The sequence below is a fragment of the Halomonas sp. GT genome, assembly GCF_002082565.1.
Taxonomy (GTDB): Bacteria; Pseudomonadota; Gammaproteobacteria; order Pseudomonadales; family Halomonadaceae; genus Vreelandella.
Genome location: NZ_CP020562.1, coordinates 4,013,011 through 4,037,146 on the forward strand (window position 1 = coordinate 4,013,011; position 24,136 = coordinate 4,037,146).

Sequence of the window (24,136 nt, forward strand, 5' to 3'; positions counted from 1 at the left end):
TAAAGCTTCATTTCTTATCTATTTAATCGCCATAACTATGCCCTAGAAAAGCACCTAAACACTCCCGTGAAGCGATTACACTAATATAAAATCACCACCAAAGGCCTCAACATGACGCTCCCTCTTTATTTGGGCCTACCTATGTGGGCTAACCAGGATTGGCTTGGCACCCTCTATCCACGGCATGCCAAAACTGACCTGTTAAGCGATTATGCAGCGGTCTTCTCAAGCGTTGAGGGCAACACCACCTTTTATAGCGGCGCACCAAAGGCAGACACGGTGGCTGCATGGGCGCGGCAAACACCCCCTCATTTTCGTTTCTGCTTTAAACTTCCTGCCACGGTCACCCATGATCAGCGTTTAACCCAGCCGGAAAATGCCTGGGCGTTTCTAGAGGCGCTCGCACCCTTGCATGATCGCCTTGGTCCTACCATGGTTCAGCTACCACGTGATTTTGGCCCTTCGGAGCTGCCCCAGCTAGCAGCACTACTTGCGCAATGGCCGGCCCACTTACCGTGTGCAGTGGAGGTACGCCACCCCGCTTTTTTCCTCAAAGGAGAGGCAGAAAAAGCCCTTAACCGCTTGTTAATAACTTATTCAGCTAACCGCGTAATGCTTGATGTTCGTCCGGTGTTTTCAACACCCGCCAATGACCATTCTGGCTTAGCGCATGCACAGCAAGAAAAGCCGAAACTCCCGCTACACGTGCTTTCGACAGCGAATTATCCGGTCATTCGCTTCATTGGCCATATTGACAAAACAATTAATAGGGACTATTTCACGCCGTGGATAGACCGCCTCACCCTGTGGATAAGTCAGGGGAAAACCCCTTTCTTATTTGTGCATACTGCAGATAATCGAACGTCACCAGAACTAGCCCGCCGTTTGTATCATGACGTTCAACACCGCATCACTTTGCCAGCGCTTTCGTCATTCGCCGGCGAGAAGCAGAGCCAACTGTTTTGACCGATCTTTTTAGGCTAACTGACTGGCAACCCCCACCACGATCGGATAAATTGCGCGTACTTTCGGAAAATAACGCTGTAACCTCTCTATTTTCCGAAAATCAGCACATTAGGCTAATAACGCCTTATTACAATTAACTAAACAGGTGATTTCATGGCAAAACTTGCACATGCACAGTGGTCATCGCGCATGGGATTTGTGCTGGCGGCCGCTGGATCAGCCGTTGGACTTGGCAACATTTGGCGCTTTTCTTACATGGTGGGCGACAGCGGTGGTGCCGCTTTCGTGCTTGTCTACCTTGCTTGCGTGGCGTTGGTGGGCCTGCCCATTTTGGTGGCTGAATGGATGATTGGCCGCCGTGGCCAAAAAAATCCAATTAATACCATGGCTGACCTTGCAGCCGATCATGGTAAATCTAAGGCGTGGGCGTTAATCGGGGTGAGCGGCGTATTAGCGGCGTTCCTGATTCTGTCTTTTTACAGTGTCATTGGGGGCTGGTCGCTGAACTACACCCTTAGCTCAGTCATCGGTACGTTTAACGGCCAAGATGCTGACGCAATTAGTGGTCTTTTTGGCGGCATGCTGGCGAGCCCAACAACTTTGCTGCTTTGGCATACTGCCTTTATGTTGCTTGTCATTGGTATCGTCGCGCGCGGCGTAACCAAGGGCCTAGAGAGCGCAGCCCGGCTGCTGATGCCTGCCTTGGTTGTATTAATGCTGATACTGGTGGGCTATGGGATGGCAAGTGGCTATTTCGGCGAAGCGCTAGCGTTTATGTTCCGTCCTGATTGGAGTGCACTGAATGGTGGTGTTGTACTCGCTGCCATGGGCCAAGCCTTCTTTACCCTGTCGCTGGGTATGGGCATCATGATGGCTTACGGCTCTTACCTTGGTGAAGACGTTAATCTTATTAGCACAGCACGCACGGTGATCATTCTTGATACGGTGATTGCACTACTGGCGGGACTAGCGATCTTCCCCATTGTGTTTGCGAATGGTCTCAGTGCTGGCGAGGGTCCAGGCTTGATTTTTGTCACGTTGCCATTGGCTTTCGGCAACATGGCAGGCGGTACAATTCTGGGCTTGATGTTCTTCTTGCTGCTGACCTTTGCTGCCTTAACGTCAGCGATTTCACTGTTGGAACCAACGGTAGAAATGCTCGAAGAACGCACTACGATGTCTCGTGTCACTGCCACATTGGCAAGCGGGATTGGCGTATGGTTGCTTGGCGTTGCCGCCTTACTGTCATTTAACGTGTGGTCTGAGGTGCTTTTCTTCGGCCTTAATATTTTCGATCTACTCGATACGTTTACCAGCAAGATCTTGCTGCCATTAACAGGCCTAGGGGCCATTGTATTTGTCGCGTGGTGCTTGAAGCGTGACAGTGTAGAGGCCGAGCTGGGGCTTTCGTCCACTGGCGTTAGCGTATGGAACGTCATCGCGCGTTTTGTAGCGCCCGCGGGCGTTATTGCTGTGTTCGTCACAGGGCTACTTTAAGTTTAAGCCCTCACTAGCAACCAGCACTGTTGGCTAAGATGCCGCCCTGTGAATGAACGGGGCGGACTTACTCAACCGCCCTACTATCTTAAAGTGCACCCTTTAGTGCACTTTTTTAATGCAATTCACTCTCTTGCTGCTCGTCATCGTCTGGCAAGGGGGCAATATCCCGCGATAACTTCTGAAACTCCCGATGCAGCTCGATTCCCCTACGCGCCCTTAGGCTGCGCTGCGCGGCACTGCGCCGGCGTTGAACATGCTCATCCACTTCCATACTCATAAAGATATCGAGCAGTTCGCTTTTTACCGAGGTAATTCGTTCGACGTTTCTCATAATCGACGTTCCTCCAGGTGAATATGCCTACGTCCACCTGCATCCGTGACGACTGTTTTTTAAATGATGCAGTGCGGCACTTCACTTCTTACTATAACCTACTTGACAAAATGATGACGAATCCTGCTGAAATGTCTTAACGGCATTTAAACGCATGACTAAAACGCATTTATACTCTTTCTGCATCGTGGTCCCTATAAATACGTTGCGGAAAGCACTCAGGCATACTGTAGTGAGCATGCCCGAACAAGTACTAAAGAGAAATTAAGGAGCTGAACGTGAGCCGCGCCCTGTTCGATGAAATGAGACGCCGCATGGAGCATTTCCGTCGCTCCGAGCAAAAGGTTGCGCGGTTCGTACTGCGCAATCCTGACGAGGTCATCCATATGCGGATTGTCGACCTCGCAACAGAGGCTAAAGTCAGTGAGCCTACCGTCGTGCGCTTCTGTCGCGCACTCGGCTGTAATGGGTTCCAGGACTTTAAACTCCAGCTTGCCCAGATGCTGGCTAGTGGCAGTCAGTTTGCCCAGTTCTCAATGAACGATAGCGATTCGGTTGCCGAATTTTCCCACAGCATTTTCGACTCCACCGTGGGCACGCTTTTATCGGTGCGCGACCGACTTGATAATGATGCCCTCGGTCGTGCGGTCAACGCTCTCGCCATGGCAAACCGTGTCGAGTTCTATGGCTTTGGGGCCTCTGGTGCCGTGGCCTTTGATGCCCAACATAAGTTCTTCCGCCTGCAAATATCGACCTCCGCTTATGCCGACCCTCATATGCAAAATATGTCGGCGGTCACGCTTAAAGAGGGCGATGTCGTGGTCGCTATCTCGCAGACAGGTCGTACCAAGGCGTTGGTCGCTAGCGTTCGTTTAGCGCGTGAAGCAGGTGCCACCGTTATTGGTCTGTGCCCAAGTGACTCGCCGCTGGCCAGCGAAGTGAGCCTGCCGCTGTATATCGACGTGCATGAAGATACCGAAATCTACACGCCGCTTAGCTCACGAATCGCCCATTTGGTACTGATCGACGTCCTTGCCGTTGGCGTTGCCAAAACGCGCGGCCCGAAGCTTGCTGAGCAGTTGAAAGCCGTCAAGAAGAGCCTGAATACCCTGCGTTACCCTGAAGAGTCGTAGCAGCCTATTCGACTGTATGCACAGCCAGTTCGCTGGCTGTGCTAAACTGGCCGCCCATTTTTCGAACCGGCAGCGGCTTATATGGACGACGTCACGGCGATACTTGATCAGCTTAACCCTGCCCAGCGCGAAGCGGTAAGCGCGCCTCAGGGTAACTTACTGGTACTGGCGGGTGCCGGGTCCGGTAAAACCCGCGTGCTGGTTCATCGCATTGCATGGCTAATGCAGGCCGAAGGGCTTTCGCCGTATGCCCTGTTGGCGGTCACGTTTACCAACAAGGCAGCGCGGGAAATGCGCACCCGCCTGGAAGCCCTGCTGAGCATCTCCATGCGCCATGTGTGGGTCGGCACGTTTCACTCTATCGCTCACCGCTTGCTGCGCACTCACTGGCAGGATGCTCGGCTACCACAGCACTTCCAAATCATCGACTCCGATGACCAGTTACGGCTGGTAAAACGGATGCTCAAAGATTACTCCATCGATGATGAGCGCTTCCCACCCCGTCAGGTGCAGGGATTCATCTCTGGCTGCAAAGAGGAAGGCCTTCGCCCCCACCAAGTAAACGTGGACGGCGATGGTTATCTTGGCCAGATGGTAGAGCTTTATGAGCGCTACCAATTTATCTGCGAACGCGGCGGCCTAGTGGACTTCGGTGAACTGCTGCTTCGCAGCCTGGAACTGTTGCGTGACAACCCGCCTTTGCTAAATCATTACCGCGAGCGCTTTGGTCATGTATTAGTCGATGAGTTTCAGGACACCAATACGCTGCAATACGCGTGGTTAAAACTACTCACTGGTCTGCAAACACCCATGACCGCCGTCGGTGATGATGACCAGTCAATTTACGGATGGCGTGGTGCCAAAGTGGAAAATATTCGCCGCTTTGAGGAGGAGTTTCCTAACACTCACACCGTACGCCTAGAGCAGAACTACCGTTCCACAAGCGCGATTCTGGAGGCCGCTAACACGCTGATTAGCCATAACAGCGAGCGGCTGGGCAAAAACCTATGGACTGACGGTGTCGAAGGCGACCCTATTTCTGTCTATGCCGGGTTTAACGACTTAGAAGAAGCTCGCTATATCGTCGATACCATCAAAGAAAAGGTCGATGAAGGGTTTAATCGCCGCGATGTTGCCATTCTTTACCGCTCGAATGCTCAGTCGCGTTTACTGGAAGAGACGCTGATCCGCCAAGGCATGCCCTACCGTATTTACGGCGGGCATCGCTTCTATGAGCGCTTAGAGATCAAAAATGCTCTAGCTTACCTGCGTCTACTGCTTAATCGTGATGACGATGCCTCTCTGGAGCGTGTGATTAACGTCCCCACCCGCGGGATTGGCACCCGCACGGTAGAAATTGTGCGCCATCGCGCTCGGGAACAAAGCATTTCACTATGGCAGGCGCTGCACGATGCCATTCAAGACGGCACGCTAAAAGGCCGTGCGGCCAACGCCGTGCAGACATTTGCCAACCTCATTGAGCAATTAGACAACGATGCATCTGGCCTGCCACTGCATGAAATTATCGACCACATCACCACTCATACTGGCCTTATCGAACATCACAAGAGCGAGCGCGGCGAAAAGGGGCAAGCGCGAGTGGAAAACTTGGAAGAACTGGTGACCGCTGCTCGCGCCTTTACGCATGGCGATGCCTTCGAAACCCCTGAGGCGGGCGAAGGCATGGCGGCACTGGAAGCATTTCTTTCCGAAGCGGCACTTAATGCAGGCGACCATGAAGCCGATGAGTTTGAAGACAGTGTGCAACTGATGACCCTGCACTCAGCCAAAGGCTTGGAGTTTCCCGTGGTGTTTATTGCCGGCGTTGAAGAGGGACTGTTTCCTCATAAAATGTCGATCGAAGAGCCAGGGCGACTCGAAGAGGAAAGGCGACTTTGCTATGTCGGCGTTACCCGCGCAATGCAGAAGCTCTACCTGACCCACGCCGAAACCCGCCGTCTGCACGGCAAAGAAGTGTTCCCCAGGCCATCGCGCTTTCTACGTGAACTTCCACCCCATCTCTTGGAAGAAGTCCGCCTTCGTGGTCATATTTCCCGTCCCGTTACCGCTTCACGCTCAAGTTTTGCGCAGCAGCGTGTTGAAAGCGACGGCGACCTACCTGCCCTGCATGTTGGCCAGCGGGTAATGCATCCGGTGTTTGGCGAAGGCATCATTCTGAATGCGGAGGGCGAAGGTGCCCGCGCCCGCGTACAGGTTAGCTTTGAAGGTGAAGGGGTGAAATGGCTCGTACTAGGATTTGCCAAACTCACCCCACTTTGAGCGATGTTAACGTAAGCGTAAAGCTGTAGGCGAATACTTGCCCATTAAAACCTGCTTAGCGCATACTGGCTGGTGGACACTGCGCACACTGCGCGTTAATAAAAAAACATCAGATAATTTCGGAGTTATGCCCGCCATGCAACGCCGCCAATTTCTAAAAACCGCCGGCCTCGGTGCCGCCGGTGTCGCTGCTGCGCCTTTTGTTTCCACCGCTAGCGCCAATGAAACCTATACCTGGGATATGGTGACCTCCTGGCCGAAAAACTTCCCGGCGCTTGGTACAGGTGCTAATGACTTTGCACGTCGAGTCGAGCAACTCTCTAATGGCCGCATGCGCATACGCGTGCACGGCGCAGGTGAGCTTGTTCCTGCACTTGAGGTGTTTGATGCAGTCGCTGCTGGTACTGCCGAGATGGGACATTCCGCGTCCTACTACTGGCGCGGCAAGGTCGCAGCCTCTCAGTTTTTCACCGCGGTACCGTTCGGTATGAACACCACTGAAATGAACGCGTGGCTGTATCACGGTGGCGGTCAGGAACTGTGGGATGAAATCTATGCCAACCACAACCTGAAGCCTTTCGCTGTTGGCAATACCGGGACGCAAATGGGCGGCTGGTTTAAAAAAGAGATCAACTCTCTCGACGATATGCAGGGCCTGAAACTTCGTCTGCCAGGCCTTGCTGGCGAAGCGATGAATGGCATTGGCGTTAGTACCGTCAATATGGCGGGCTCAGAAATTTTCACCTCGCTGCAAACGGGTGCGCTCGATGCAGCGGACTGGGTCGGGCCCTACAATGATATGGCGTTTGGCCTTCACCAAGTGGCGGATTACTATTACACCTCCGCATGGAACGAGCCGACAGCCGTGCTAGAAGGCACTGTCAATTTAGACGCTTGGAATGCGCTGCCAGAAGACCTGCAAGACGTTATCCGAGAAGCCGCCCGAGCCTCCAATCTCGCTATGATCAGCGAATTTGCCTACCGTAATGCCCAGGCGCTTGAAACACTGGTCGATGAACACGGTGTTCAACTACGCACCTTCCCGGAAGATGTGATGGCAGCGCTGTATGAATCCTCAAAAGAGGCTATCCAGCGCCAAGTAGACAATGACGAAGAGTCTCGCCGGGTTTATGAATCTTACTCGGCCTTCCAAAAATTGGTGCGTCCGTTCAGCGATGTCGGCGAATACGCTTACCTTAAAAACCGCGATAATGTCGGCGCCTAGACATTTCCCCATCTTTTGGTAGCGACAAAAAAGGGCGCCAAGGCGCCCTTTTTGATGCTAATAAACAGTATGTTTCTCAGCTATGTACCGCGCGGATACGCCCATTATCGTCTAACGCCACCATAACAAAACGCGCTTCGGTCACTTTTTGTCGCTCTTCCAAATGACGGCCTTGAGGTGGGCGCACCCATACCTCAACATCAATCTTGATCGAGCTATGGCCTATTTCCCGCACGCAGGTATAAACGCTCACCATTGAGCCCACACGCACCGGGCTTAAAAAATCCATCGCCTCAATCGCTACGGTCGCTGTGCGACCGCCTGCCTCTCGGCCCGCGGCCAGTTCGGCGGCTTGGTCCATCTGGTTAACTAGCCAGCCACCCGGAATATCACCATAGAGATTGGTATCTTGCCGAGAAGCCAGTAACTTTAAGGTGAGCTGCCCCTGCGGAGCAGGCACATCGTCCAAATCAGTGTCCAGCGGTGTCATAAGGTGGTCGCTTCAAAAGGTTATTGTTGTGATGTTGCTGCATCGCAATAGGCTGGTAATAGTTAATCACAAGAGGGGTGTCGTTTGAAGCGTTACAATTTACGACGTGTGAGGAAACATCAACTGCTACTGATTCTGACTGGCTGGCTTTTAATGGCAGGCACTTTTGCTTGGGGGCAACCAGCCTCGGTGAGCGGCACATTAGGTGCCGTCGGTTCTGACACCATGGCAGGCTTGGTGCTGCGCTGGGGCGAAGCCTTAAACGCCCGCTATCCAGATATCAATTTGCAGTTTCAGGCCGGAGGCTCAGCCAGCGCGCCAACCGCCCTAATGGCAGGCACCACCCGACTAGGGCCGATGTCGCGCCCCATGACCCATGCTGAACGCCAGCAGTTTATTGACCGCTACGGTTATCCACCGCTTGAACTTCGTGTTGCTCGGGACGCATTAGTCGTGGTGGTACATCGCCATAACCCTCTGGATACCCTAACGCTCCCTCAAGTCGATGCGATTTTTTCAACTAGCCTCGCTTGCGGCTCCCCCCGCCACATCCGGCGCTGGAGCGCGCTGATGCCGATGTCGGATTGGCCCTATGGCCAAATAGCCCTTCATGGTCGTAATCTGGCATCAGGTACCTATGGGCTCTTTCAGGCGAGGGCCCTTTGCGGTGGCGAGTTCAGGCTTGATATTAGCGAACACCCAGGTTCATCTGCGGTCATTGCAGCAGTGGGAGCCTCCTTCAATGCGATGGGCTATGCAGGCTACAACCATTTAAATCCGATGGTGAGCGCTCTACGGCTAGTAGATGAATCCGGCGTTGCTGTTGCGCCCACTGAACGCTCGATTCAACAAGGAAGTTATCCACTATCACGTGATCTCTATCTTTACGTTAATCTGCCGCCCGGCGAGCCATTACCCCCCGTAGAGCAAGCTTTTCTGGCGCTTATTTTTTCTGAAGAAGGTCAGCAAATTGTCAAAGCAGCCGGTTTTGTGCCGCTTCCCAAACATTTACGTGATGCCCAGAGCTTAGATGATGCCCAGCAGCAACGCCCGTAAACTGTCATTTAATTGTCATAAATAAACGATAGGGTAAGGAGACTCGACCATGCATGCTTATTTTTGTGATGGCTTTCGCTTTTCTATGATGTCGACATGACTCCTCCTCGGCTACCCTTTTCGCGTCAGCCGCTGCGCCATATACAAGACCGACTTGCTACCGGGCTTATCACCGCCGGTGGTGTTGGTGTTTTGTTGGCAATTTTAGCCATTGGCGTCTTTCTTGTATGGGAAACGCTACCGCTGCTCGCGTTTGGCAACACATTCACCCTTGCAAAACTCTCGCCTCTTGCCTGGGGAACGTTAAAAGCGGCCCTGGCTGCCATGCTATTCGCAACGCCTATTGCCCTGGGCGCGGCAATGTACTCTGCACTATTTATGTCAGCACGACTCCGTAGCCGTTTGAAGCCAACCCTTGAATTGATGGAGGCGGTGCCTGGTGTTGTCATCGGTTTTATTGCCGGTTTACTACTCGCCCCCTGGGTGGAACAAAACCTAGCCAGTACATTGATGATCATTATTTGGCTACCACTAAGCGCAGCGCTCGCGGGATATTTGTGGCACCGGACTGCCGCTCGCGTTCGCCACCGACTACCGCTCTCTTGGGCAGGCTTATGGCTTCTTCCGTGGCTGGCTGGCATGACGGTACTCGCAATATGGCTTGCCCCAATTATTGAGCAACACTGGTTTGGTGGCGATCTGCGTCGCTTGCTAGATCAACATTATGGCCTTGATTACGCCACGCGAAATGCATTGATTGTAGGTATTGCGATGGGGTTTGCGGTGATACCCAGTATTTATTCACTCGCGGAAGATGCACTTGCCGACGTGCCCCCTACCTTAATGGAAGGTGCTCAAGCACTTGGCGCTAGCCGCTGGCAAGCACTGTGGAAGGTTGCTCTACCCACGGCAGGCCCTGGGGTTTTTTCAGCGGTAATGATTGGCGCTGGCCGCGCCGTCGGCGAAACCATGATTGTCTTAATGGCCAGCGGCAACACTGCGCTCTTCAGCGCCAGCCCGTTTGAAGGGCTACGTTCACTATCAGCCTCCATCGCCATTGAACTTCCCGAGGCCTCACCGGGCGGGCTGACCTATCACTTACTGATACTGGCGGCGCTAGCCTTGTTCATTTTTACCTTTGTGGTGAACACGCTAGCTGAAATTGTCAGGCAGCGATTGCGCCGACGCTATCAACGCTTAGGGAGCACACTCTAATGCGTTGGCAGCGTACTGGTATTTCAAACGTTGGTTTTTTAAAAATGAGCGGCAGCGGCCTCTGGCCTTGGCTCTGTGCTGCCTGCGTGGCGCTTTCGTTATTGATGTTGGCATCATTATTAACGCTACTGGCACTTCGCGGATTAGGCCATTTTTGGCCAGCACCGTTAGAGGAAGTTACCCTAAACTCAGGTGACATCGTCATTGGACAGTCAGTTCGTGAAACGACGCTGCCCAAAGGAGCGGGGGCAGAGCGGCTCTATTTCACTGGCAATCAGGATATTACAGGAAGCAACTGGCAGTGGATTGCCATTGATGAGATTAGCCAGCAGACCGAGCCAGCCGACCTTATCCGCTTAACGCGCACCCCATGGGGAGATTTTATTGGCCGTTTAATCGCTGTGGAGAGTGGCGATCAACGACTAACAGATCAGGCAGCCTGGGCCTTCATCCAAGATGCGCTTGCCTTACCTGTCAACCAGCGCGCCCCTGGAACGTTAGTGCTAGCCGCCGCTGATGGTCAAACCCTACGCCAGCCGCTGGCAAGTGTTACCCACTTTCAGACGCCGAATGCTATGTCCTGGGGGCAAAAAACCATCGCCTGGGGGCAGCGCATCTGGCAATTTCTAAGTGAAGGGCCGCGCGCTGCGAATACTGGCGGAGGTGTCTGGCCAGCCATTTTTGGCACTGTCTTGATGGTCATTCTGATGTCAGTAATCGTTACTCCGTTTGGAGTTCTCGCGGCTATTTACTTAAACGAAATCGCTCATCAAAACCGCTTAACGCGCTTGGTTCGCATTGGCGTACGCAACCTTGCAGGCGTGCCTTCAATTGTTTATGGCGTGTTTGGCCTTGGGGTATTTGTATATGGAGTAGGCGGTTCTATCGACAGCTGGTTTTTCAGTGATGAACTGCCCTCACCCACGTTTGGAACCGGTGGTCTTCTTTGGGCCTCGTTAACGCTCGCCTTGCTCACGTTACCCGTGGTGATTGTGGCTACCGAAGAGGGGCTAGCACGGATACCCGATGCCCAGCGTGAAGGCGCCGTTGCGCTAGGGGCGACACGCTTAGAAATGTTGACGCGGGTGGTGTTGCCTATGGCAACGCCCGCCATGCTAACGGGGGTGATTCTAGCCGTCGCCAGAGCCGCAGGCGAAGTGGCGCCGCTAATGCTGGTAGGCGTCGCCAAGCTAGCGCCGCAAATGCCTGTAGATGGTGAGTTTCCCTACCTTCATCTAGAGCGCAAGTTTATGCACCTCGGCTATCATTTATTTGATACTGCCTTTCATGGTGAAGATGTACAGGCTGCAATTCCGCTGGTTTTCGCCACCGCGCTGCTGCTGGTGTTAATCGTACTCGTGCTTAATCTAACTGCCATATTTCTGCGTCATTATCTGAGGCGTCAGCGAGGAAACGAATGTTAGCGTCATTATCGTCCGACAATGCGGCTCAAGCACCCGTGACGCATTTTTCTGCCGAACAGCGCTGCTTGAGCATTGAAAAGTTTCACCTCGCTTATGCGGGGAAAACGGCGTTGCGAGACCTAACGTTAGACCTACCACGTCACCGTGTAACGGCCTTTATTGGCCCTTCAGGCTGTGGAAAATCGACACTGCTACGCGCGATTAATCGATTGCACGACCTTAATGAATCGGTAACACACAGTGGCCATATTCAGCTTGAAGGTCAGGATATTCACGCCCCGGACATGAATGTTACCGAGTTGCGACGTCGCGTTGGGATGGTGTTTCAAACACCCAATCCTTTCCCCATGTCGATTTATGAAAACGTAGCCTTTGGTCTGCGTTTACAGCAACGCTTACCCAAGCGAAAACGAGACGACATTATCGAATGGGCGCTTACATCGGCAGCGCTTTGGGATGAGGTTAAAGACCGCCTGCATCGTTCGGCTTGGCAGCTATCTGGCGGCCAGCAACAGCGCTTAGTCATTGCTCGTACGCTTGCCGTTCAACCGGATGTACTGCTACTCGATGAACCAGCATCAGCATTAGATCCTATCTCAACGCTGAAAATTGAAGAGCTGATTCGTAACCTTAAATCACAGCTAACGCTTGTGCTGGTTACCCACAACATGCAGCAAGCCGCGCGGGTTTCTGACTACACGGCTTTTTTGCAGCACGGTGAACTCGTTGAGTACGGGCCAACGGATCAAGTGTTCACCAACCCGCGTTTACAACGCACCGAAAACTACATCACCGGCCGCATCACCTAGGCCCCAAAGACATTACGTCAGGAGTGCTCAATGGATATTACGAGCGATAGCCATAGCCAACATATCTCTCGCCAGTTCAACCAAGAGCTGGAGGAGCTAAAAACCCACCTGATGGCCATGGGCGGTCTGGTGGAAAAACAAGTGCAAGATGCTGTTTTTGCGCTACTTGAAGGTGACAGCCGTCTTGCTGAAAAAGTGCGCGACAATGACCGCCAAGTGAACGATCTGCAACTGCAAATTGACGACGAATGTACGCGAGTATTAGCGCGTCGTCAGCCAGCAGCTTCTGATTTGCGCTTAGTGCTGGCAGTTATTCGCGCAACGTCTGACCTTGAGCGTATCGGCGATGAAGCCAGCAAAATTGCTCGAAATGCGCTACTTTTGAGCGAAAATAGCGGCAACATTCGTGGCTTGGTAGAAGTGCGCCATATCAGCGAGCACGTGCGTAAAATGCTTCGCGATGCGCTTACTGCTTTTGCGCGTTTTGATACCGATCTTGCCATGCAAGTGGTGCGCGAAGATGAGTTCGTTGACGACGAGTATGGTAGCGCTATGCGCTCACTGATGACCTTTATGATGGAAGACTCGCGTTCGATTAGCTCCGTACTTAGCATTATGTGGGTGCTACGAGCCCTGGAACGCGTCGGTGATCATGCAAACAACCTGGCTGAGTACGTCGTCTACTTGGTCAAAGGGTTAGATATCCGCCATAGCGATCCCGACACTATCGACCCACAGGTACTTAAAAAATCTTGACCTAGCAGGCGTTTCCTCCTGCAATACGCCCAGATATTCCATCTGGGCGTTTTTTATAAGGAGCAAACATGTTGGATGCGATGACAGCGCTGAGCCGAGGCACTCGCCTGGTATACCAGAAAGGCCTACGGCGCTATATTTTCCTACCCATCTTGGTCAATATAATCGTTTATGCCAGCATGCTCAGCTTCGTGGTCAACCGCTTTTCTGGCTGGCTAGACAGTGCTATGACAATGGTGCCAAGCTGGCTAGAGTGGCTCTCATGGCTAATCTGGCCACTTTTTTTTATCAGTCTACTGCTGGTGATCTTTTTTACCTTCACCCTGGTCACCCACTTAATCGCCGCACCTTTCTATGGTTTTTTAGCAGCGAAGGTAGAACGTCAAGCGACAGGGCGTGAACCCTTAGATGACCGCGGGCTCGCTAAAACCGCCGTCGATGCCTTGGGGCGCGAGCTAGTCAAACTCGGCTATATTCTGCCACGCATGGTCATACTGTTTATCATTAGCTGGATACCCGGTCTAAACCTGATAGCCCCCATTTTGTGGATGCTTTTTTCCGCGTGGATCATGGCAATCACTTATTTAGATTATCCCATGGATAACAATAAGATTACGTTTCGCGATATGCGTACACGATTATCGCAGCGGTGGTGGCCAAGCCTCACCTACGGCGGGTTGATTATGCTAGTGACTTGGATCCCCCTCGCTAACTTGTTCTTAATTCCCGGTGCAGTAGCAGGCGCCGTATTAATGTGGGACGACCACTACCGCGGTACACGCGACATTACGCCTCATCGCTGAAGGCTTAATCGCTATAACGCTGACACAACCTATTTGTTACATTAAGTTTGTTTGGCTTCACTATTATTCTCAAGATTAAGCATAAGCCTTGTTAAGAAAATAAGGCTCCTACAAGGAATACGACCATGCTGACCCGCGCACTCTGGTTGACGGCTCTCCTCACTGGCTCAATCTCTTTCGCGTCGGCTCACGACGTTCAAACCGACCAGTTAAGGATTGCTCATCCTTTTGCCACGCCGACACCTCCCGGTGTGGTAAACGGTGCCGCTTATCTAGATATTACGGCTCATGCAGAATCCGTCACACTGGTCAGTGCGCAGACACCTGTGAGCGAAAGTGTTGAGCTACATGATATGCAGATGGAAGGCGATATGATGAAAATGCGCCACGTCAATGCTATCGAAATCGCTAAAGACGAAACGCTGACAATGCGCCCGGGTGGCGGTTATCACTTAATGCTAATGGGCTTACACCAGCCACTGGAAGAAGGTGACCGGTTTCCAATCACACTCGAATTTGCCCAGCAAGACGATATTGAAATAGAAGTTTGGGTTCAAAGTGCCCAAGAAGGAAGCAACGCGGCTGATCGCCATCATCAGCATTAATAGGGTTAATCGATAATATTCTTAATCGAAAAAGCCCTGCCAAAGCGGGGCTAATTTACTCAATAACCTTGTTTGTCACACACTTTTAACCACAGCCTTCTTTACCAGCGTGTACTGCTACCTTCTTCACGGTTTAGTTCTTCAGCGCGATAACCTGCTCTATTGTTAGCTTTAGAGTCATCATCGGTTGTGCTGGAACGGCTTGAGGGAGTGTATATCAGAGTATTGTCATTGTCGTTAATCAGATCCTTAGCTGAATAGGTCGCAGGGCCCGATGTGTTACGAGATTGAGGCTGAATAATTTCTTGGTTATCAGCACGCTCTTGGTTCAACTCAATGGAAGATTGCGCAAAAGCCATTGGGCTTGCGACAAGGCCCAGCGAGAGGCCCAAAACTGAAGTATTTTTAAAAAATGTTTTCAACAACATAAATAAAAGCTCCTTGCTACATGGAGCAACCGACAATGTAATGATACAAGGTACCTTTTTTGCCAGTCGCTGAACGTGTCATCTGAATAATTGCATTTCTAATACCAATAAACAGTGGGCAACGTGACAATGATTATACTATATACAAAAAATTAGACCCCACCGAAGTGGGGTCTTGAGCACTCTTAATATCGCGATACGTAACACTAGCTTCCTATCCGTTTGAGGGACTCCAACCTTGGAATTAACCCTAACTAGCGTGTTGACCGTCGAAAGATTCAGTCCTTGAATCTAGGAGCATCCATGCGATTTGACATCCTTGCCTCTGAATAGCTCATCCATAAGCGTAAGAGTTTTAATACCTTTTGAAAAGATATGTAACCAAAGTTAATGTTACATGCCGCTATTTTCTTCAGGCAACTCATCAGTGCTGTCATAGCCAGCATCTGAATCGCCATGATTCGTTGAGCTTGGCTCCATGTCGCTGGCGTTATCGCCTTCGTCATGGGTCAAATCTTGGCTGTCATAATCACTCGAACCTGTTGTGCTTTCAGGCTGAGAATCGACAGGCTGTTCATCTGGGGAAATATTGTTTGCTGGATCCGCTGGCTCTTGAGCAAATACCGCAGGGCTAGCAACCAGACCAAACGCTACACTTAAAATACCAGCTTTCTTGAGTAATTCCTTGGACATCATATTCCATCTCCTCGATCGCTGTTCAATACTGCTAAATGGTAAGAAAGACTGCCTTTCGGCTTACCAGTTCCTGTGGTTTTCTCTCTTACCTAAAATAATGCAGACGCCATGCCAAAAAATAAAAAATAATAAAAAAACGTTAATAAACATTAATTTATATTTTTTTAAAAAATAAATAAGACGCTTAGAATCTTTCAATTTAGGCAGGAAAAGTGGCTACAAATGGCACATGAGCATTATTTGACCATACTTATATGACACCGTGACACACTTATACAATATCTATATCTAGACAGCATTACGCGGTATGGACTCGCTTTCGACAACGCGTGATGCCGGAAAAACACAGCGAAAGAGAGCCCCTTCGCCAGGGTGGGATTCAATTTGTAGCAGTGCATCATGTCTCAGCAACACATGTTTCACAATCGCTAGACCAAGGCCCGTTCCACCGGTAGCCGTACTGCGACCTTTATCAACACGATAAAAACGCTCGGTTAAACGCGGAATGTGGACAGGGTCTATTCCTTCGCCGTCGTCGTCGACCTCAATACAAGCACTGCCCTCCGGCATGGACTTCCAGCGAAGCGTTATCTGACTACCCTCCGGGGTATAACGCACGGCATTAAAGACAAGATTAGAAATAGCACTATGCAGTTCTTGCTCGCTGCCAATGAGCCGCGCATCACTTTCAAGCACGACTTGGACATTGTGCTGTTGATTAGAGAGCGCTAGCGCATCGCGTCGAATACTGTCGAGCATTGGCCCTAACACCAGCGCATGATGATCCTCGCCTCCTTGGTCAATTTCTAATCGAGAGAGCAGTAGCAGATCATTGACTAAGTTTTGCATACGCTTCGTCTGCTCTTCCATCTGAGCGATACCTCGCCCTAAACGTGGTGGAAGTTGCTCTTTCAAGTCGCCGTAAGTTTCTAAATAACCCGTCAGTACTGTTAGCGGTGTGCGCAGCTCATGGGAAACATTGGCGACAAAATCACGACGCATCTGCTCTAGGCGATGCAAACGGGTAATGTCTCGCGCCATTACCAAGCGTTCATCATCACCATAGAGTGTAATTTGATATTGCAGGATACGACGTTCATCGATGGGCGACGTTAACGTTAGCGGCTCACCGTATTTACGTGCGTTAAAGTAGCTGATAAATCGAGGATCACGAAGCAGGTTGGTAATATGCTGGCCACGGTCGTGGGCCGTTTGTAACCCCAGCATTTCGGTCGCGGCACTATTCCACCATTCTAAGTCACCATGCCGATCTAGCATGACAACACTGTCACGCATTGCTTCGGATGATTCCTGAATACGCGCAAGGGTGGCACGCAATCGATTCTGGGTAATCCGTTGACTCTTTTGATAGCGATACAAGCGATCAAAAAGTTCGCCCCACATACCGCTTGCAGCAGGGGGTTCATCATGAGGGTGGAGCGTTAACCACTTAAAGAGTGCGCGCAGTTGGCGCAGTTGATAAACCAAGCAAACGGCAAGGCCTGCAGCAAACCCAAGCCCTGACATACCTAGCAACCATCCGAGACAAGCCCCCAGGGCAGCTAACCATGCAATCCGCCATAATTCTCGGCTCCACAAGCGCACCGTTACACCCGCGCGGAAAAACGGTACCCAGTGCCTCTCACCGTTTGAATGAGACTCTGGTGAGCTTCCCCTAAGGCCTTACGTAGACGTCGGATATGAACATCTACTGTCCGCTCCTCAACATATACGTTACCGCCCCACACTTGATCGAGCAATTGGCTACGCGTATAGGCACGTTCTTGGTGCGTCATGAAAAATTGCAGCAAACGATATTCAGTAGGCCCCATTTCCAATGCCTTGCCGTAAGCACTTACACGGTGACTCACGGGATCTAATAGCAAACCATTAATCTCGATAGGATCTTCGACGCCACGAGGGGTGGTACGTCGCAATACCGCTTTTAAGCGCGCTACCAGTTCACGGGGAGAGAAAGGCTTGGTGATATAGTCATCCGCTCCAGCCTCAAGCCCCTGAATTTTATTATCTTCTTCGCCTTTAGCGGTTAACATAATGATAGGCACTTCGGCAGTAGCTTCTTCGCGCTTTAAGCGCCTTGCAAGCTCAATACCGCTGGTACCTGGCATCATCCAGTCCAGCAAAAGTAGATCTGGCTGGTGGTCAACCATCATCGCGTGGGCATCCTGGGCGTTATCCGCTTCAAGCACGCGATAGTCAGCCATTTCCAGCGCCACTGCGATCATCTCGCGGATAGGCGCTTCATCATCGACAATCAAAACGGTCTTGGCGGTCATTCCAGGGCCTCACGGTGTTCAATGAAAGGTAAATCAAAGACATGTCAGTGACGATAACACCATGACTAGATGACAATTCTATGACATAGAGGATATTTAGCCAGTTATTGGCCACCAACTTAGTGCAATACCTGCAAAAATTAACAAACCAGACCAGTGATTATTAAGAAATGCCTGGAAGCAGCGGCCACGCTCACGACCAATCAGTAACCGTTGTTGGTGGACAAACGTGGCGGCCATAGCGGCTAGCCCAAGCCAGAAAAATCCCCCTAAACCAACACGCCACCCTACCCAGGCAAGCAGTCCCAGTGTTGCCACTTGTAGCACACCAATTATCAGACGGTCAGCGCTACCAAACAGCACCGCGGTAGATTTAATACCAATTTTAAGATCATCATCGCGGTCGACCATGGCGTATTGGGTATCGTAGGCAACGGTCCACAACACATTCGCGCTAAACAATAACCATGCTTCAAACGGGACATGACCCAATACCGCACCGAATGCCATGGGGATCGCCCAAGAGAACGCAGCCCCCAACACCACCTGAGGGAAATGGGTGTAGCGCTTCATAAAGGGGTAAATGAACGCTAATACAACACCGCCTATCGACAACAGCACCGTAAACCAGTTGGTCAATAGCACTAAAATGAAAGCAATAGCTACCAGCGCTATAAACAGCAGCTGTGCCTCGGTTTCACTGATACGCCCAGTGGCTAGCGGACGCTGCTTAGTGCGCTTTACATGGCCATCGAAATGGCGGTCAGCGTAATCATTGACCACACAGCCCGCGGCGCGCATAACGTACACACCAGCAATAAAGATCAGTAGAACATTCCGGCCAGGCACGCCTTCTGCCGCTATCCACAGCGCCCATAAGGTGGGCCACATCAATAGCCAAGTACCAATTGGGCGATCCAATCGCATTAAATGTAAAAAATCAGCCACTCGAGCCCATCCCGTTGGCCTCAACAGAGAACGGTCCATGCTTACCTCTCAAAAAGAAAACGCTGACGATAGCCTAGCGCGAAGGCAGGCCAAGATCATCTGCCATGGCGGATAAAAAATATTCCTGTACCAATAGCGATAACCCACTGTGTTGAAACACTGAGCGCCGTCCCCATACGCTGTCTGAAAGAGAAGCGCACTGTTCAGCGACAAAGCGTGGCTGATGGCGGGTGGCGTAGAGTGGCCCGCGCACCAAGTCAGGCTGTTGAAACAACCAGCTACCTAGTGAGCGCTCGCCAAGTCCATCTAACCCCTTCCCTTGTAATTGATTAAGTGGCGCTACCGAGCGTGCTACCACCCAGGGCTTATCGTCCAAACACAACGCTACTTCCCTCAGCCATGCATAGCAGCGTGGCTTAATACCCAACGCTAGCGCTTCATCTCGTAGAGGTAGGCCAATCGTTTGTCGCAACAATTGCACCCGAAACGTGCTGACGCCACCTGCAACGATTAGCCGCGTCGTTAAGGAATCCGTCGATGCCACCCACTGCCACCACGAAGCGCTCATTGCAGGACGAGCCGCAGCAACAGGAAGCCAGTGAGGAAATAGCCGATAAGGAAGTAGAGAAGCTTGCCGAACAGTAGGGGCGATCACCAGGGTCTCCAAGGCGGTCAATACACAGAAAGCTAGTGTAACATGGTGACCTCACAGGCTTTTGTTCCGCCGACTTTTGGTGATTGCATGCCCGCACAAGAAATACCGCTATTTTCCCATTCATCACTGATTATTATTGGCACCGGTATGGCGGGGATTGGTCTTGCCCGCGCCCTACGCCGACAAGGCGATACACGTGCCATTACCCTCATCAGCGCCGATAGTGGCGATGATTACAGTAAACCGCTGCTTTCTACAGGCTTTGCGAAACGCTTAACGCCAGATCAGCTCGCCCAACGCGACGCCCACAGCGTCGCAGAAGAACTTAACGCTGAGTTAATTACCCACACCCAAGTCGTACACTTGCATGTGGATAACCAGCGCATAGAACTCTGTAACGGCCAGCAACTCCACTATGACGATCTAGTGCTAGCCACTGGGGCGGCTCCCTATACGCCGTTCAGCCTGCCCGAAAATGTCGCCAAACGATGTTTCACGGTGAACGACTTAGACGAGTATCGCCAGTTTTATGCCGCATTAGGAGCAGCGTCTACTAAGCGTGTCGCGATTATCGGTGCCGGACTGGTGGGCTGCGAGTTCGCCAATGACCTTCATGCTGGCGGCCATCGAGTCACCCTCATTGCGCCAGAAAGCACACCACTGCAACGCCTGCTCCCCGAGCCGCTAGGCCGGGCGCTGGCTAATGCGTTCCAAGAAGCAGGCATCCAACTTGCGTTAGGGCATAACCTGCAAACACTGGCTCTTGACGCAGATAACGCCCTCTCACTTCGCCTTGAGAATGGCGACCATTATGCTGCCGACATCGCGCTACTCGCCACCGGCTTAGTCCCGCGCATTCAACTTGCTGAAGCAGCAGGTTTGGCGGTCACCCAGCGCGGTATCGTTGTTGATCGCCAATTACGCACCTCTCAACCGAACATATTTGCGTTGGGGGATGTGGCTTGCGTTGAGGGAGTTAACGCTATGTACGTGCAGCCCTTACAGGCGAGCGTAAAAGCGCTGGCGTCGACACTTGCCGGAAAGCCAACCGGAGTCAGCTTTGGCGCGTGGCCCGTCATTGTGAAAACGCCGTTACTACCCGTGGTTGCCTACCCACCGATCACCACACCAGCACAGTGGAGAATTGAGGGAGAAGGCGGTGAAATGACAGCGATTGCTGAAAATAAAGACGGTCGTTTGATTGGATTTGCGTTGACAGGCAGCTGCGTGAGAAGGAAAGTGGAGCTTTCCAGAGTAGCACCTGCACTGCTAGGCTGATTCTCGCCGCTTTAACGGCTAGGCTAAAAAGCCACCAGCTGGGCAGTGCCTCTAACAACACTGATGAGCTTACGCTTGATTTTCACATAGGGAGATACCTTTATGCGCAAACCTGAACTCGCCGCCGCAATTGCTGAAAACGCTGATCTATCCAAAGACAAAGCAGGTCAAGTCCTGAACGTTATTTTGGACGAAATCACTAACAGCGTTGCCAAAGGCGAAGATGTCGCTCTCATTGGTTTTGGAACGTTTACCGTGCGCCAGCGTGCCGCACGTACCGGCAAAAACCCACAAACTGGCGCGCCTTTACAGATTCCCGCCAGCAAAAACGTTGCGTTCAAGCCCGGCAAAGCGCTTAAGGACGCCGTTTCCTAATGAAACTCAAGCTGACGCTGTGGCTACTGAGCTTATTGCTTAAAAGAGCCCTGCGACGCAAACCACGCTTTCGTGAGCAACTTGAGCGAATGCGTGGCTTGGACTGGGGTGTTGCCACGGAAGACCTCAGCATTGCCCGGTATTATCGAATGACGCCGAAAGGCATTGATACAGGCAAAGGGCTACCCGTTGACCTAGACCTTGAGCTTCGTTTTCGCGATCAGGATGCCGCGTTGAAAATCCTTAAAAAGCCAACGCAACAGGCATTTCTGGATGGCATGGTAGCCGGTGAAGTCCGCCTAGTGGGCGACTCCGCCGATATGAACAAGCTTCAAAAGCTACTGAAAAATATGTAATAACTAACTCGCCACCACAAGGTGGCGGGTTCCTTCCTAAGATTCTTCTTATTGCTCCTGCTATCTTTCAAGCCAAACGCTCACTGACTAGGCTCTTGTTGCCAAGCCTTACGCTTGTTCGGCTATGCTTTAAATAGTGATGCATGCTTTAAATAGCGATGCTTTAAGTAGCCATTGAACACTACCGTTAAAAACGGTGGATAAAGACAAGCACACCCGCTTCCCTCTATACTAAGCATTAAACTAAAGTCTAAAAGAAGCGACCCATTAGAGACTCTATGCCTATTTCATTGCCCCTGCGGCGTCTATGGACCCTAGATAAGTTCGCCTACAGCCTGCGCGTGTTTATTGCGTTCAGCGGGGCACTGCTGTTTAGCGGTTTTGCAGGTGACATCGCGCTGGTGATTCCGCTTTTTTTGGGCATTATTGCGAGTGCGCTTTCTGAAACCGATGACAGCTGGCAGGGGCGCTTACAGGCGCTAGTGGTGACACTTGCCTGCTTTGCATCGGCCTCGTTTGTTGTTCAGTGGCTCTTCCCTTGGCCGTGGCTGTTCGCAGCTGGGCTGGCAGTTTCTACCTTCACGTTAATTATGCTAGGTGCCATTGGTCAGCGGTACGCGACCATTGCGTCGGGCACGTTAATCCTATCGATCTACTCAATGATCAACATTGAACAGCACGGTGGCGTGGATGCAGACGTGGCTTCCCGGCAGTTGCTGCTGCTTGCGGGAGCTGCGTGGTATGGGGTTATATCAATCCTATGGTGCGCCCTTTTTTCGCGACAGCCAGTTAAACAGAGCATGGCGCGGGTATATAAAGCGCTAGGTGAGTTTTTAATCTTGAAGTCTGCGCTGTTTGAGCCTGTCCGTGGGGTCGATCTAGAGGCGCGACGCGTGGCGCTAGCCAGGCAAAACGGCAAAGTCGTCGATGCCCTCAACCAAGCAAAAGAGATGATTTTTCGCCGCTTAGAGGGGCAGCGTGGCAGCCGCAAGCTGAACCGCTACTTACAGATTTACTTTATCGCCCAGGATATTCATGAGCGTGCAAGCTCTACCCACTACCCCTATAGCGCGCTCACCGACGCGTTTTTTCACCATGACGTGCTCTTTCGTTGCCAGCGACTCTTAGACCAGCAAGGCCGCGCCTGCCGCCAGCTAGCCAAATCGCTATTGCTTAACCGCCCCTTCGGTCATGAACAGAGCGAGCAGGCACTGGCCGACCTACGCGCCTCTATCGACAACCTAAGCGAACGCGGTAAGCCAGAATGGCGTCCGCTCATGCACCCGCTCAATGCCCTTGCCGATAACCTGTCTATCCTGGAAGCTCAGATTGCCAGTGCCCACAATCCAGACACCGACGATGACCGTCGTGATAGCTCGCTTTACGACCGCTCCCCCTCCAGCGTGCTAGAAGCGTGGAAACGCGTTCAGCTAAATTTGACGTTGGGCTCACCCACATTTCGCCATGCCGTGCGCTTATCCACCGCACTGTTAGTGGGCTATGGGTTGCTCCAGTGGCTTGATCCTGAACAGGGGTTTTGGATTTTGCTTACCACGCTGTTCGTCTGTCGCCCTAACTTTGCCACCACGCGTCGTTTTCTCTCACAGCGCATTCTCGGCACTGTGCTTGGCCTCATTGCGGGCTGGGCATCCATTAGCTTGTTCCCCCAAGCCAGTATACAAAGCATGATTGCGGTGGCTGCGGGCGTTTGTTTTTTTGCCAACCGCGAGCGTCACTACGTTATCGCCACCGCCTCTATCACACTGCTGGTACTGTGCAGCTTTAACCAGGTCGGCGACGGTTTTAATCTGATCTTACCTAGGCTATTAGATACCTTGGTGGGTTCGTTGATTGCTGGGCTAGCGGTATTTTTTATTCTGCCTGACTGGCAAGGGCGTCGACTGTATCGGGAGGCCGCAAAAGTCCTCACCAACCACCGCCGCTATTTAGATGAGATTGTTCACCAGTATGAAGAGGGAAAGCAGGACGATTTGGCTTACCGGTTAGCCCGCCGCAATGCCCACAATGCAGATGCAGCGTTCTCAACACTGCTCACCAATATGCTCCACGAGCCGGGGCACTATCGCAAACAGGATGCCGATAGCGGCCTACGCTTTCTAGTGCTGTCTAACACGCTGCTAAGCCATTTATCTGCCCTAGGCGCTCATCGCCATCAGTTGGCTGAAGATGAGGATGACGCTGCCTTAGTGCCCCTTGCCAAGCGCATCAGCGAGCTGCTGGAGCAACTGGCAGAGCAGCTCAACAAGCGCCAGCCCGTCACGCCCCTAGCTGATCACGTCAACGACCTACTCGCGCAGCTAGAGCAGAATGCCTCAGATTCCTTCGATAAGAAGGGCTCAGAGGGAGGCGAACAAGCCATTGCCCTTTACCGTCCCATCCAAAGCCAGCTACGCCTGATTGCCGCGCAGCTAGGACCCCTTGGTGAAGCCGCCAACCGTTTAACTAACGCCCCAGTAGAGAGCCACCAAGAAGTGAGCACCACTGCTTAA

24 protein-coding genes are annotated in these 24,136 nt (G+C 51.9%); 16 read left to right on the forward strand and 8 right to left on the reverse strand.

Going from position 1 to position 24,136, the window contains the following annotated elements; genetic code table 11:
• Nucleotides 1–111: 111 nt before the first annotated feature.
• Together B6A39_RS18160 and B6A39_RS18165 are read left to right on the forward strand one after the other, a co-directional pair.
• Nucleotides 112–966 carry a DUF72 domain-containing protein gene (locus B6A39_RS18160; RefSeq protein WP_083007695.1) on the forward strand — a complete coding sequence of 285 codons (855 nt, stop codon included), beginning with the start codon at nt 112–114 and terminating at the stop codon, nt 964–966.
• 153 nt (nt 967–1,119) lie between these two features.
• A complete protein-coding gene (locus B6A39_RS18165; protein WP_083007696.1) occupies nt 1,120–2,463 on the forward strand; it encodes a sodium-dependent transporter in 1,344 nt (447 codons plus the stop codon).
• A gap of 115 nt (nt 2,464–2,578) precedes the next feature.
• Here B6A39_RS18165 and B6A39_RS18170 read toward each other — a convergent pair whose 3' ends face one another.
• The gene (locus B6A39_RS18170; protein ID WP_083007697.1) at nt 2,579–2,797 is read right to left on the reverse strand and encodes a PA3496 family putative envelope integrity protein; all 219 of its coding nucleotides are present in this window, start codon (nt 2,795–2,797) and stop codon (nt 2,579–2,581) included.
• 278 nt (nt 2,798–3,075) lie between these two features.
• On the opposite strand from B6A39_RS18170, the gene hexR reads away from it, so the two are divergent.
• The 3 genes from hexR to B6A39_RS18185 all read left to right on the forward strand — a co-directional run bounded on the left by hexR (nt 3,076) and on the right by B6A39_RS18185 (nt 7,435).
• A complete protein-coding gene (hexR, locus tag B6A39_RS18175) occupies nt 3,076–3,930 on the forward strand; it encodes a transcriptional regulator HexR (RefSeq protein ID WP_009723260.1) in 855 nt (284 codons plus the stop codon).
• A gap of 81 nt (nt 3,931–4,011) precedes the next feature.
• The gene (uvrD, locus tag B6A39_RS18180; protein ID WP_083007698.1) at nt 4,012–6,210 is read left to right on the forward strand and encodes a DNA helicase II; all 2,199 of its coding nucleotides are present in this window, start codon (nt 4,012–4,014) and stop codon (nt 6,208–6,210) included.
• Between the two features lie 136 nt (nt 6,211–6,346).
• On the forward strand, nt 6,347–7,435 hold the full coding sequence (locus tag B6A39_RS18185; protein ID WP_083007954.1) for a TRAP transporter substrate-binding protein: 1,089 nt from the start codon (nt 6,347–6,349) through the stop codon (nt 7,433–7,435).
• 76 nt (nt 7,436–7,511) lie between these two features.
• On the opposite strand, the gene B6A39_RS18190 is transcribed toward B6A39_RS18185, so the two are convergent.
• The gene (locus B6A39_RS18190) at nt 7,512–7,925 is read right to left on the reverse strand and encodes an acyl-CoA thioesterase (protein ID WP_083007699.1); all 414 of its coding nucleotides are present in this window, start codon (nt 7,923–7,925) and stop codon (nt 7,512–7,514) included.
• 84 nt (nt 7,926–8,009) lie between these two features.
• Between B6A39_RS18190 and B6A39_RS18195 the strand changes: the two genes are divergently transcribed.
• The 7 genes from B6A39_RS18195 (at nt 8,010) to B6A39_RS18225 (ending at nt 14,593) form a co-directional block, all read left to right on the forward strand.
• Nucleotides 8,010–8,981, forward strand: coding sequence for a PstS family phosphate ABC transporter substrate-binding protein (locus tag B6A39_RS18195; RefSeq protein ID WP_083007700.1), 972 nt, complete (start codon nt 8,010–8,012; stop codon nt 8,979–8,981).
• Between the two features lie 96 nt (nt 8,982–9,077).
• A complete protein-coding gene (locus B6A39_RS18200) occupies nt 9,078–10,196 on the forward strand; it encodes an ABC transporter permease subunit (RefSeq protein WP_083007701.1) in 1,119 nt (372 codons plus the stop codon).
• Nucleotides 10,196–11,620 (forward strand): phosphate ABC transporter permease PstA, encoded by a 1,425-nt coding sequence (gene pstA / locus B6A39_RS18205; protein WP_083007702.1) that lies wholly within the window; start codon nt 10,196–10,198, stop codon nt 11,618–11,620. Before B6A39_RS18200 ends, pstA begins: the two co-directional genes overlap by 1 nt.
• A complete protein-coding gene (gene pstB, locus B6A39_RS18210; protein WP_083007703.1) occupies nt 11,614–12,429 on the forward strand; it encodes a phosphate ABC transporter ATP-binding protein PstB in 816 nt (271 codons plus the stop codon). Before pstA ends, pstB begins: the two co-directional genes overlap by 7 nt.
• A 30-nt stretch (nt 12,430–12,459) precedes the next feature.
• Nucleotides 12,460–13,185, forward strand: coding sequence for a phosphate signaling complex protein PhoU (phoU, locus tag B6A39_RS18215; RefSeq protein ID WP_083007704.1), 726 nt, complete (start codon nt 12,460–12,462; stop codon nt 13,183–13,185).
• Between the two features lie 68 nt (nt 13,186–13,253).
• Entirely contained in the window at nt 13,254–13,988 is a 735-nt protein-coding gene (gene cysZ / locus B6A39_RS18220) for a sulfate transporter CysZ (protein ID WP_083007705.1), read from the forward strand.
• Between the two features lie 125 nt (nt 13,989–14,113).
• Nucleotides 14,114–14,593, forward strand: a complete 480-nt coding sequence (locus B6A39_RS18225) for a copper chaperone PCu(A)C (protein WP_083007706.1) — start codon at nt 14,114–14,116, stop codon at nt 14,591–14,593.
• A 101-nt stretch (nt 14,594–14,694) separates the two neighbouring features.
• On the opposite strand, the gene B6A39_RS18230 is transcribed toward B6A39_RS18225, so the two are convergent.
• The 6 genes from B6A39_RS18230 to B6A39_RS18255 all read right to left on the reverse strand — a co-directional run bounded on the left by B6A39_RS18230 (nt 14,695) and on the right by B6A39_RS18255 (nt 19,617).
• Nucleotides 14,695–15,021 (reverse strand): hypothetical protein, encoded by a 327-nt coding sequence (locus B6A39_RS18230; RefSeq protein WP_083007707.1) that lies wholly within the window; start codon nt 15,019–15,021, stop codon nt 14,695–14,697.
• Between the two features lie 393 nt (nt 15,022–15,414).
• Nucleotides 15,415–15,717 carry a hypothetical protein gene (locus tag B6A39_RS18235; RefSeq protein WP_083007708.1) on the reverse strand — a complete coding sequence of 101 codons (303 nt, stop codon included), beginning with the start codon at nt 15,715–15,717 and terminating at the stop codon, nt 15,415–15,417.
• Nucleotides 15,718–16,005: 288 nt separating this feature from the next.
• Nucleotides 16,006–17,322 carry a phosphate regulon sensor histidine kinase PhoR gene (gene phoR, locus B6A39_RS18240; protein WP_083007709.1) on the reverse strand — a complete coding sequence of 439 codons (1,317 nt, stop codon included), beginning with the start codon at nt 17,320–17,322 and terminating at the stop codon, nt 16,006–16,008.
• A 2-nt stretch (nt 17,323–17,324) separates the two neighbouring features.
• Complete coding sequence (gene phoB / locus B6A39_RS18245; protein WP_009723274.1) at nt 17,325–18,014, reverse strand: phosphate regulon transcriptional regulator PhoB; 690 nt, start codon at nt 18,012–18,014, stop codon at nt 17,325–17,327.
• A 96-nt stretch (nt 18,015–18,110) separates the two neighbouring features.
• Nucleotides 18,111–19,001, reverse strand: a complete 891-nt coding sequence (gene ubiA, locus B6A39_RS18250; RefSeq protein WP_083007710.1) for a 4-hydroxybenzoate octaprenyltransferase — start codon at nt 18,999–19,001, stop codon at nt 18,111–18,113.
• A 34-nt stretch (nt 19,002–19,035) separates the two neighbouring features.
• Entirely contained in the window at nt 19,036–19,617 is a 582-nt protein-coding gene (locus B6A39_RS18255) for a chorismate--pyruvate lyase family protein (protein ID WP_083007711.1), read from the reverse strand.
• An 87-nt stretch (nt 19,618–19,704) separates the two neighbouring features.
• Here B6A39_RS18255 and B6A39_RS18260 point away from each other — a divergent pair, with 87 nt between their 5' ends.
• The 4 genes from B6A39_RS18260 (at nt 19,705) to yccS (ending at nt 24,136) form a co-directional block, all read left to right on the forward strand.
• Nucleotides 19,705–20,895 carry an NAD(P)/FAD-dependent oxidoreductase gene (locus B6A39_RS18260; RefSeq protein WP_083007955.1) on the forward strand — a complete coding sequence of 397 codons (1,191 nt, stop codon included), beginning with the start codon at nt 19,705–19,707 and terminating at the stop codon, nt 20,893–20,895.
• A gap of 102 nt (nt 20,896–20,997) precedes the next feature.
• Nucleotides 20,998–21,270, forward strand: a complete 273-nt coding sequence (locus B6A39_RS18265; RefSeq protein WP_083007712.1) for an HU family DNA-binding protein — start codon at nt 20,998–21,000, stop codon at nt 21,268–21,270.
• On the forward strand, nt 21,270–21,626 hold the full coding sequence (locus tag B6A39_RS18270) for a hypothetical protein (protein ID WP_083007713.1): 357 nt from the start codon (nt 21,270–21,272) through the stop codon (nt 21,624–21,626). Before B6A39_RS18265 ends, B6A39_RS18270 begins: the two co-directional genes overlap by 1 nt.
• Before the next feature lie 278 nt (nt 21,627–21,904).
• Nucleotides 21,905–24,136, forward strand: coding sequence for a YccS family putative transporter (gene yccS, locus B6A39_RS18275; protein ID WP_083007714.1), 2,232 nt, complete (start codon nt 21,905–21,907; stop codon nt 24,134–24,136).

Bases quoted from the DNA above. Each gene is read 5' to 3' on its own strand.
- cysZ (WP_083007705.1), top strand. From the start codon at position 13,254: ATGTTGGATGCGATGACAGCGCTGAGCCGAGGCACTCGCCTGGTATAC.
- uvrD (WP_083007698.1), top strand. From the start codon at position 4,012: ATGGACGACGTCACGGCGATACTTGATCAGCTTAACCCTGCCCAGCGC.
- pstB (WP_083007703.1), top strand. From the start codon at position 11,614: ATGTTAGCGTCATTATCGTCCGACAATGCGGCTCAAGCACCCGTGACG.
- B6A39_RS18265 (WP_083007712.1), top strand. From the start codon at position 20,998: ATGCGCAAACCTGAACTCGCCGCCGCAATTGCTGAAAACGCTGATCTA.
- phoB (WP_009723274.1), bottom strand. From the start codon at position 18,014: ATGACCGCCAAGACCGTTTTGATTGTCGATGATGAAGCGCCTATCCGC.
- pstA (WP_083007702.1), top strand. From the start codon at position 10,196: ATGCGTTGGCAGCGTACTGGTATTTCAAACGTTGGTTTTTTAAAAATG.
- B6A39_RS18230 (WP_083007707.1), bottom strand. From the start codon at position 15,021: ATGTTGTTGAAAACATTTTTTAAAAATACTTCAGTTTTGGGCCTCTCG.
- B6A39_RS18170 (WP_083007697.1), bottom strand. From the start codon at position 2,797: ATGAGAAACGTCGAACGAATTACCTCGGTAAAAAGCGAACTGCTCGAT.
- B6A39_RS18235 (WP_083007708.1), bottom strand. From the start codon at position 15,717: ATGATGTCCAAGGAATTACTCAAGAAAGCTGGTATTTTAAGTGTAGCG.
- ubiA (WP_083007710.1), bottom strand. From the start codon at position 19,001: ATGGACCGTTCTCTGTTGAGGCCAACGGGATGGGCTCGAGTGGCTGAT.
- phoU (WP_083007704.1), top strand. From the start codon at position 12,460: ATGGATATTACGAGCGATAGCCATAGCCAACATATCTCTCGCCAGTTC.
- B6A39_RS18260 (WP_083007955.1), top strand. From the start codon at position 19,705: ATGCCCGCACAAGAAATACCGCTATTTTCCCATTCATCACTGATTATT.
- B6A39_RS18185 (WP_083007954.1), top strand. From the start codon at position 6,347: ATGCAACGCCGCCAATTTCTAAAAACCGCCGGCCTCGGTGCCGCCGGT.
- B6A39_RS18225 (WP_083007706.1), top strand. From the start codon at position 14,114: ATGCTGACCCGCGCACTCTGGTTGACGGCTCTCCTCACTGGCTCAATC.
- B6A39_RS18160 (WP_083007695.1), top strand. From the start codon at position 112: ATGACGCTCCCTCTTTATTTGGGCCTACCTATGTGGGCTAACCAGGAT.
- B6A39_RS18165 (WP_083007696.1), top strand. From the start codon at position 1,120: ATGGCAAAACTTGCACATGCACAGTGGTCATCGCGCATGGGATTTGTG.
- B6A39_RS18200 (WP_083007701.1), top strand. From the start codon at position 9,078: ATGACTCCTCCTCGGCTACCCTTTTCGCGTCAGCCGCTGCGCCATATA.
- yccS (WP_083007714.1), top strand. From the start codon at position 21,905: ATGCCTATTTCATTGCCCCTGCGGCGTCTATGGACCCTAGATAAGTTC.
- B6A39_RS18190 (WP_083007699.1), bottom strand. From the start codon at position 7,925: ATGACACCGCTGGACACTGATTTGGACGATGTGCCTGCTCCGCAGGGG.
- B6A39_RS18270 (WP_083007713.1), top strand. From the start codon at position 21,270: ATGAAACTCAAGCTGACGCTGTGGCTACTGAGCTTATTGCTTAAAAGA.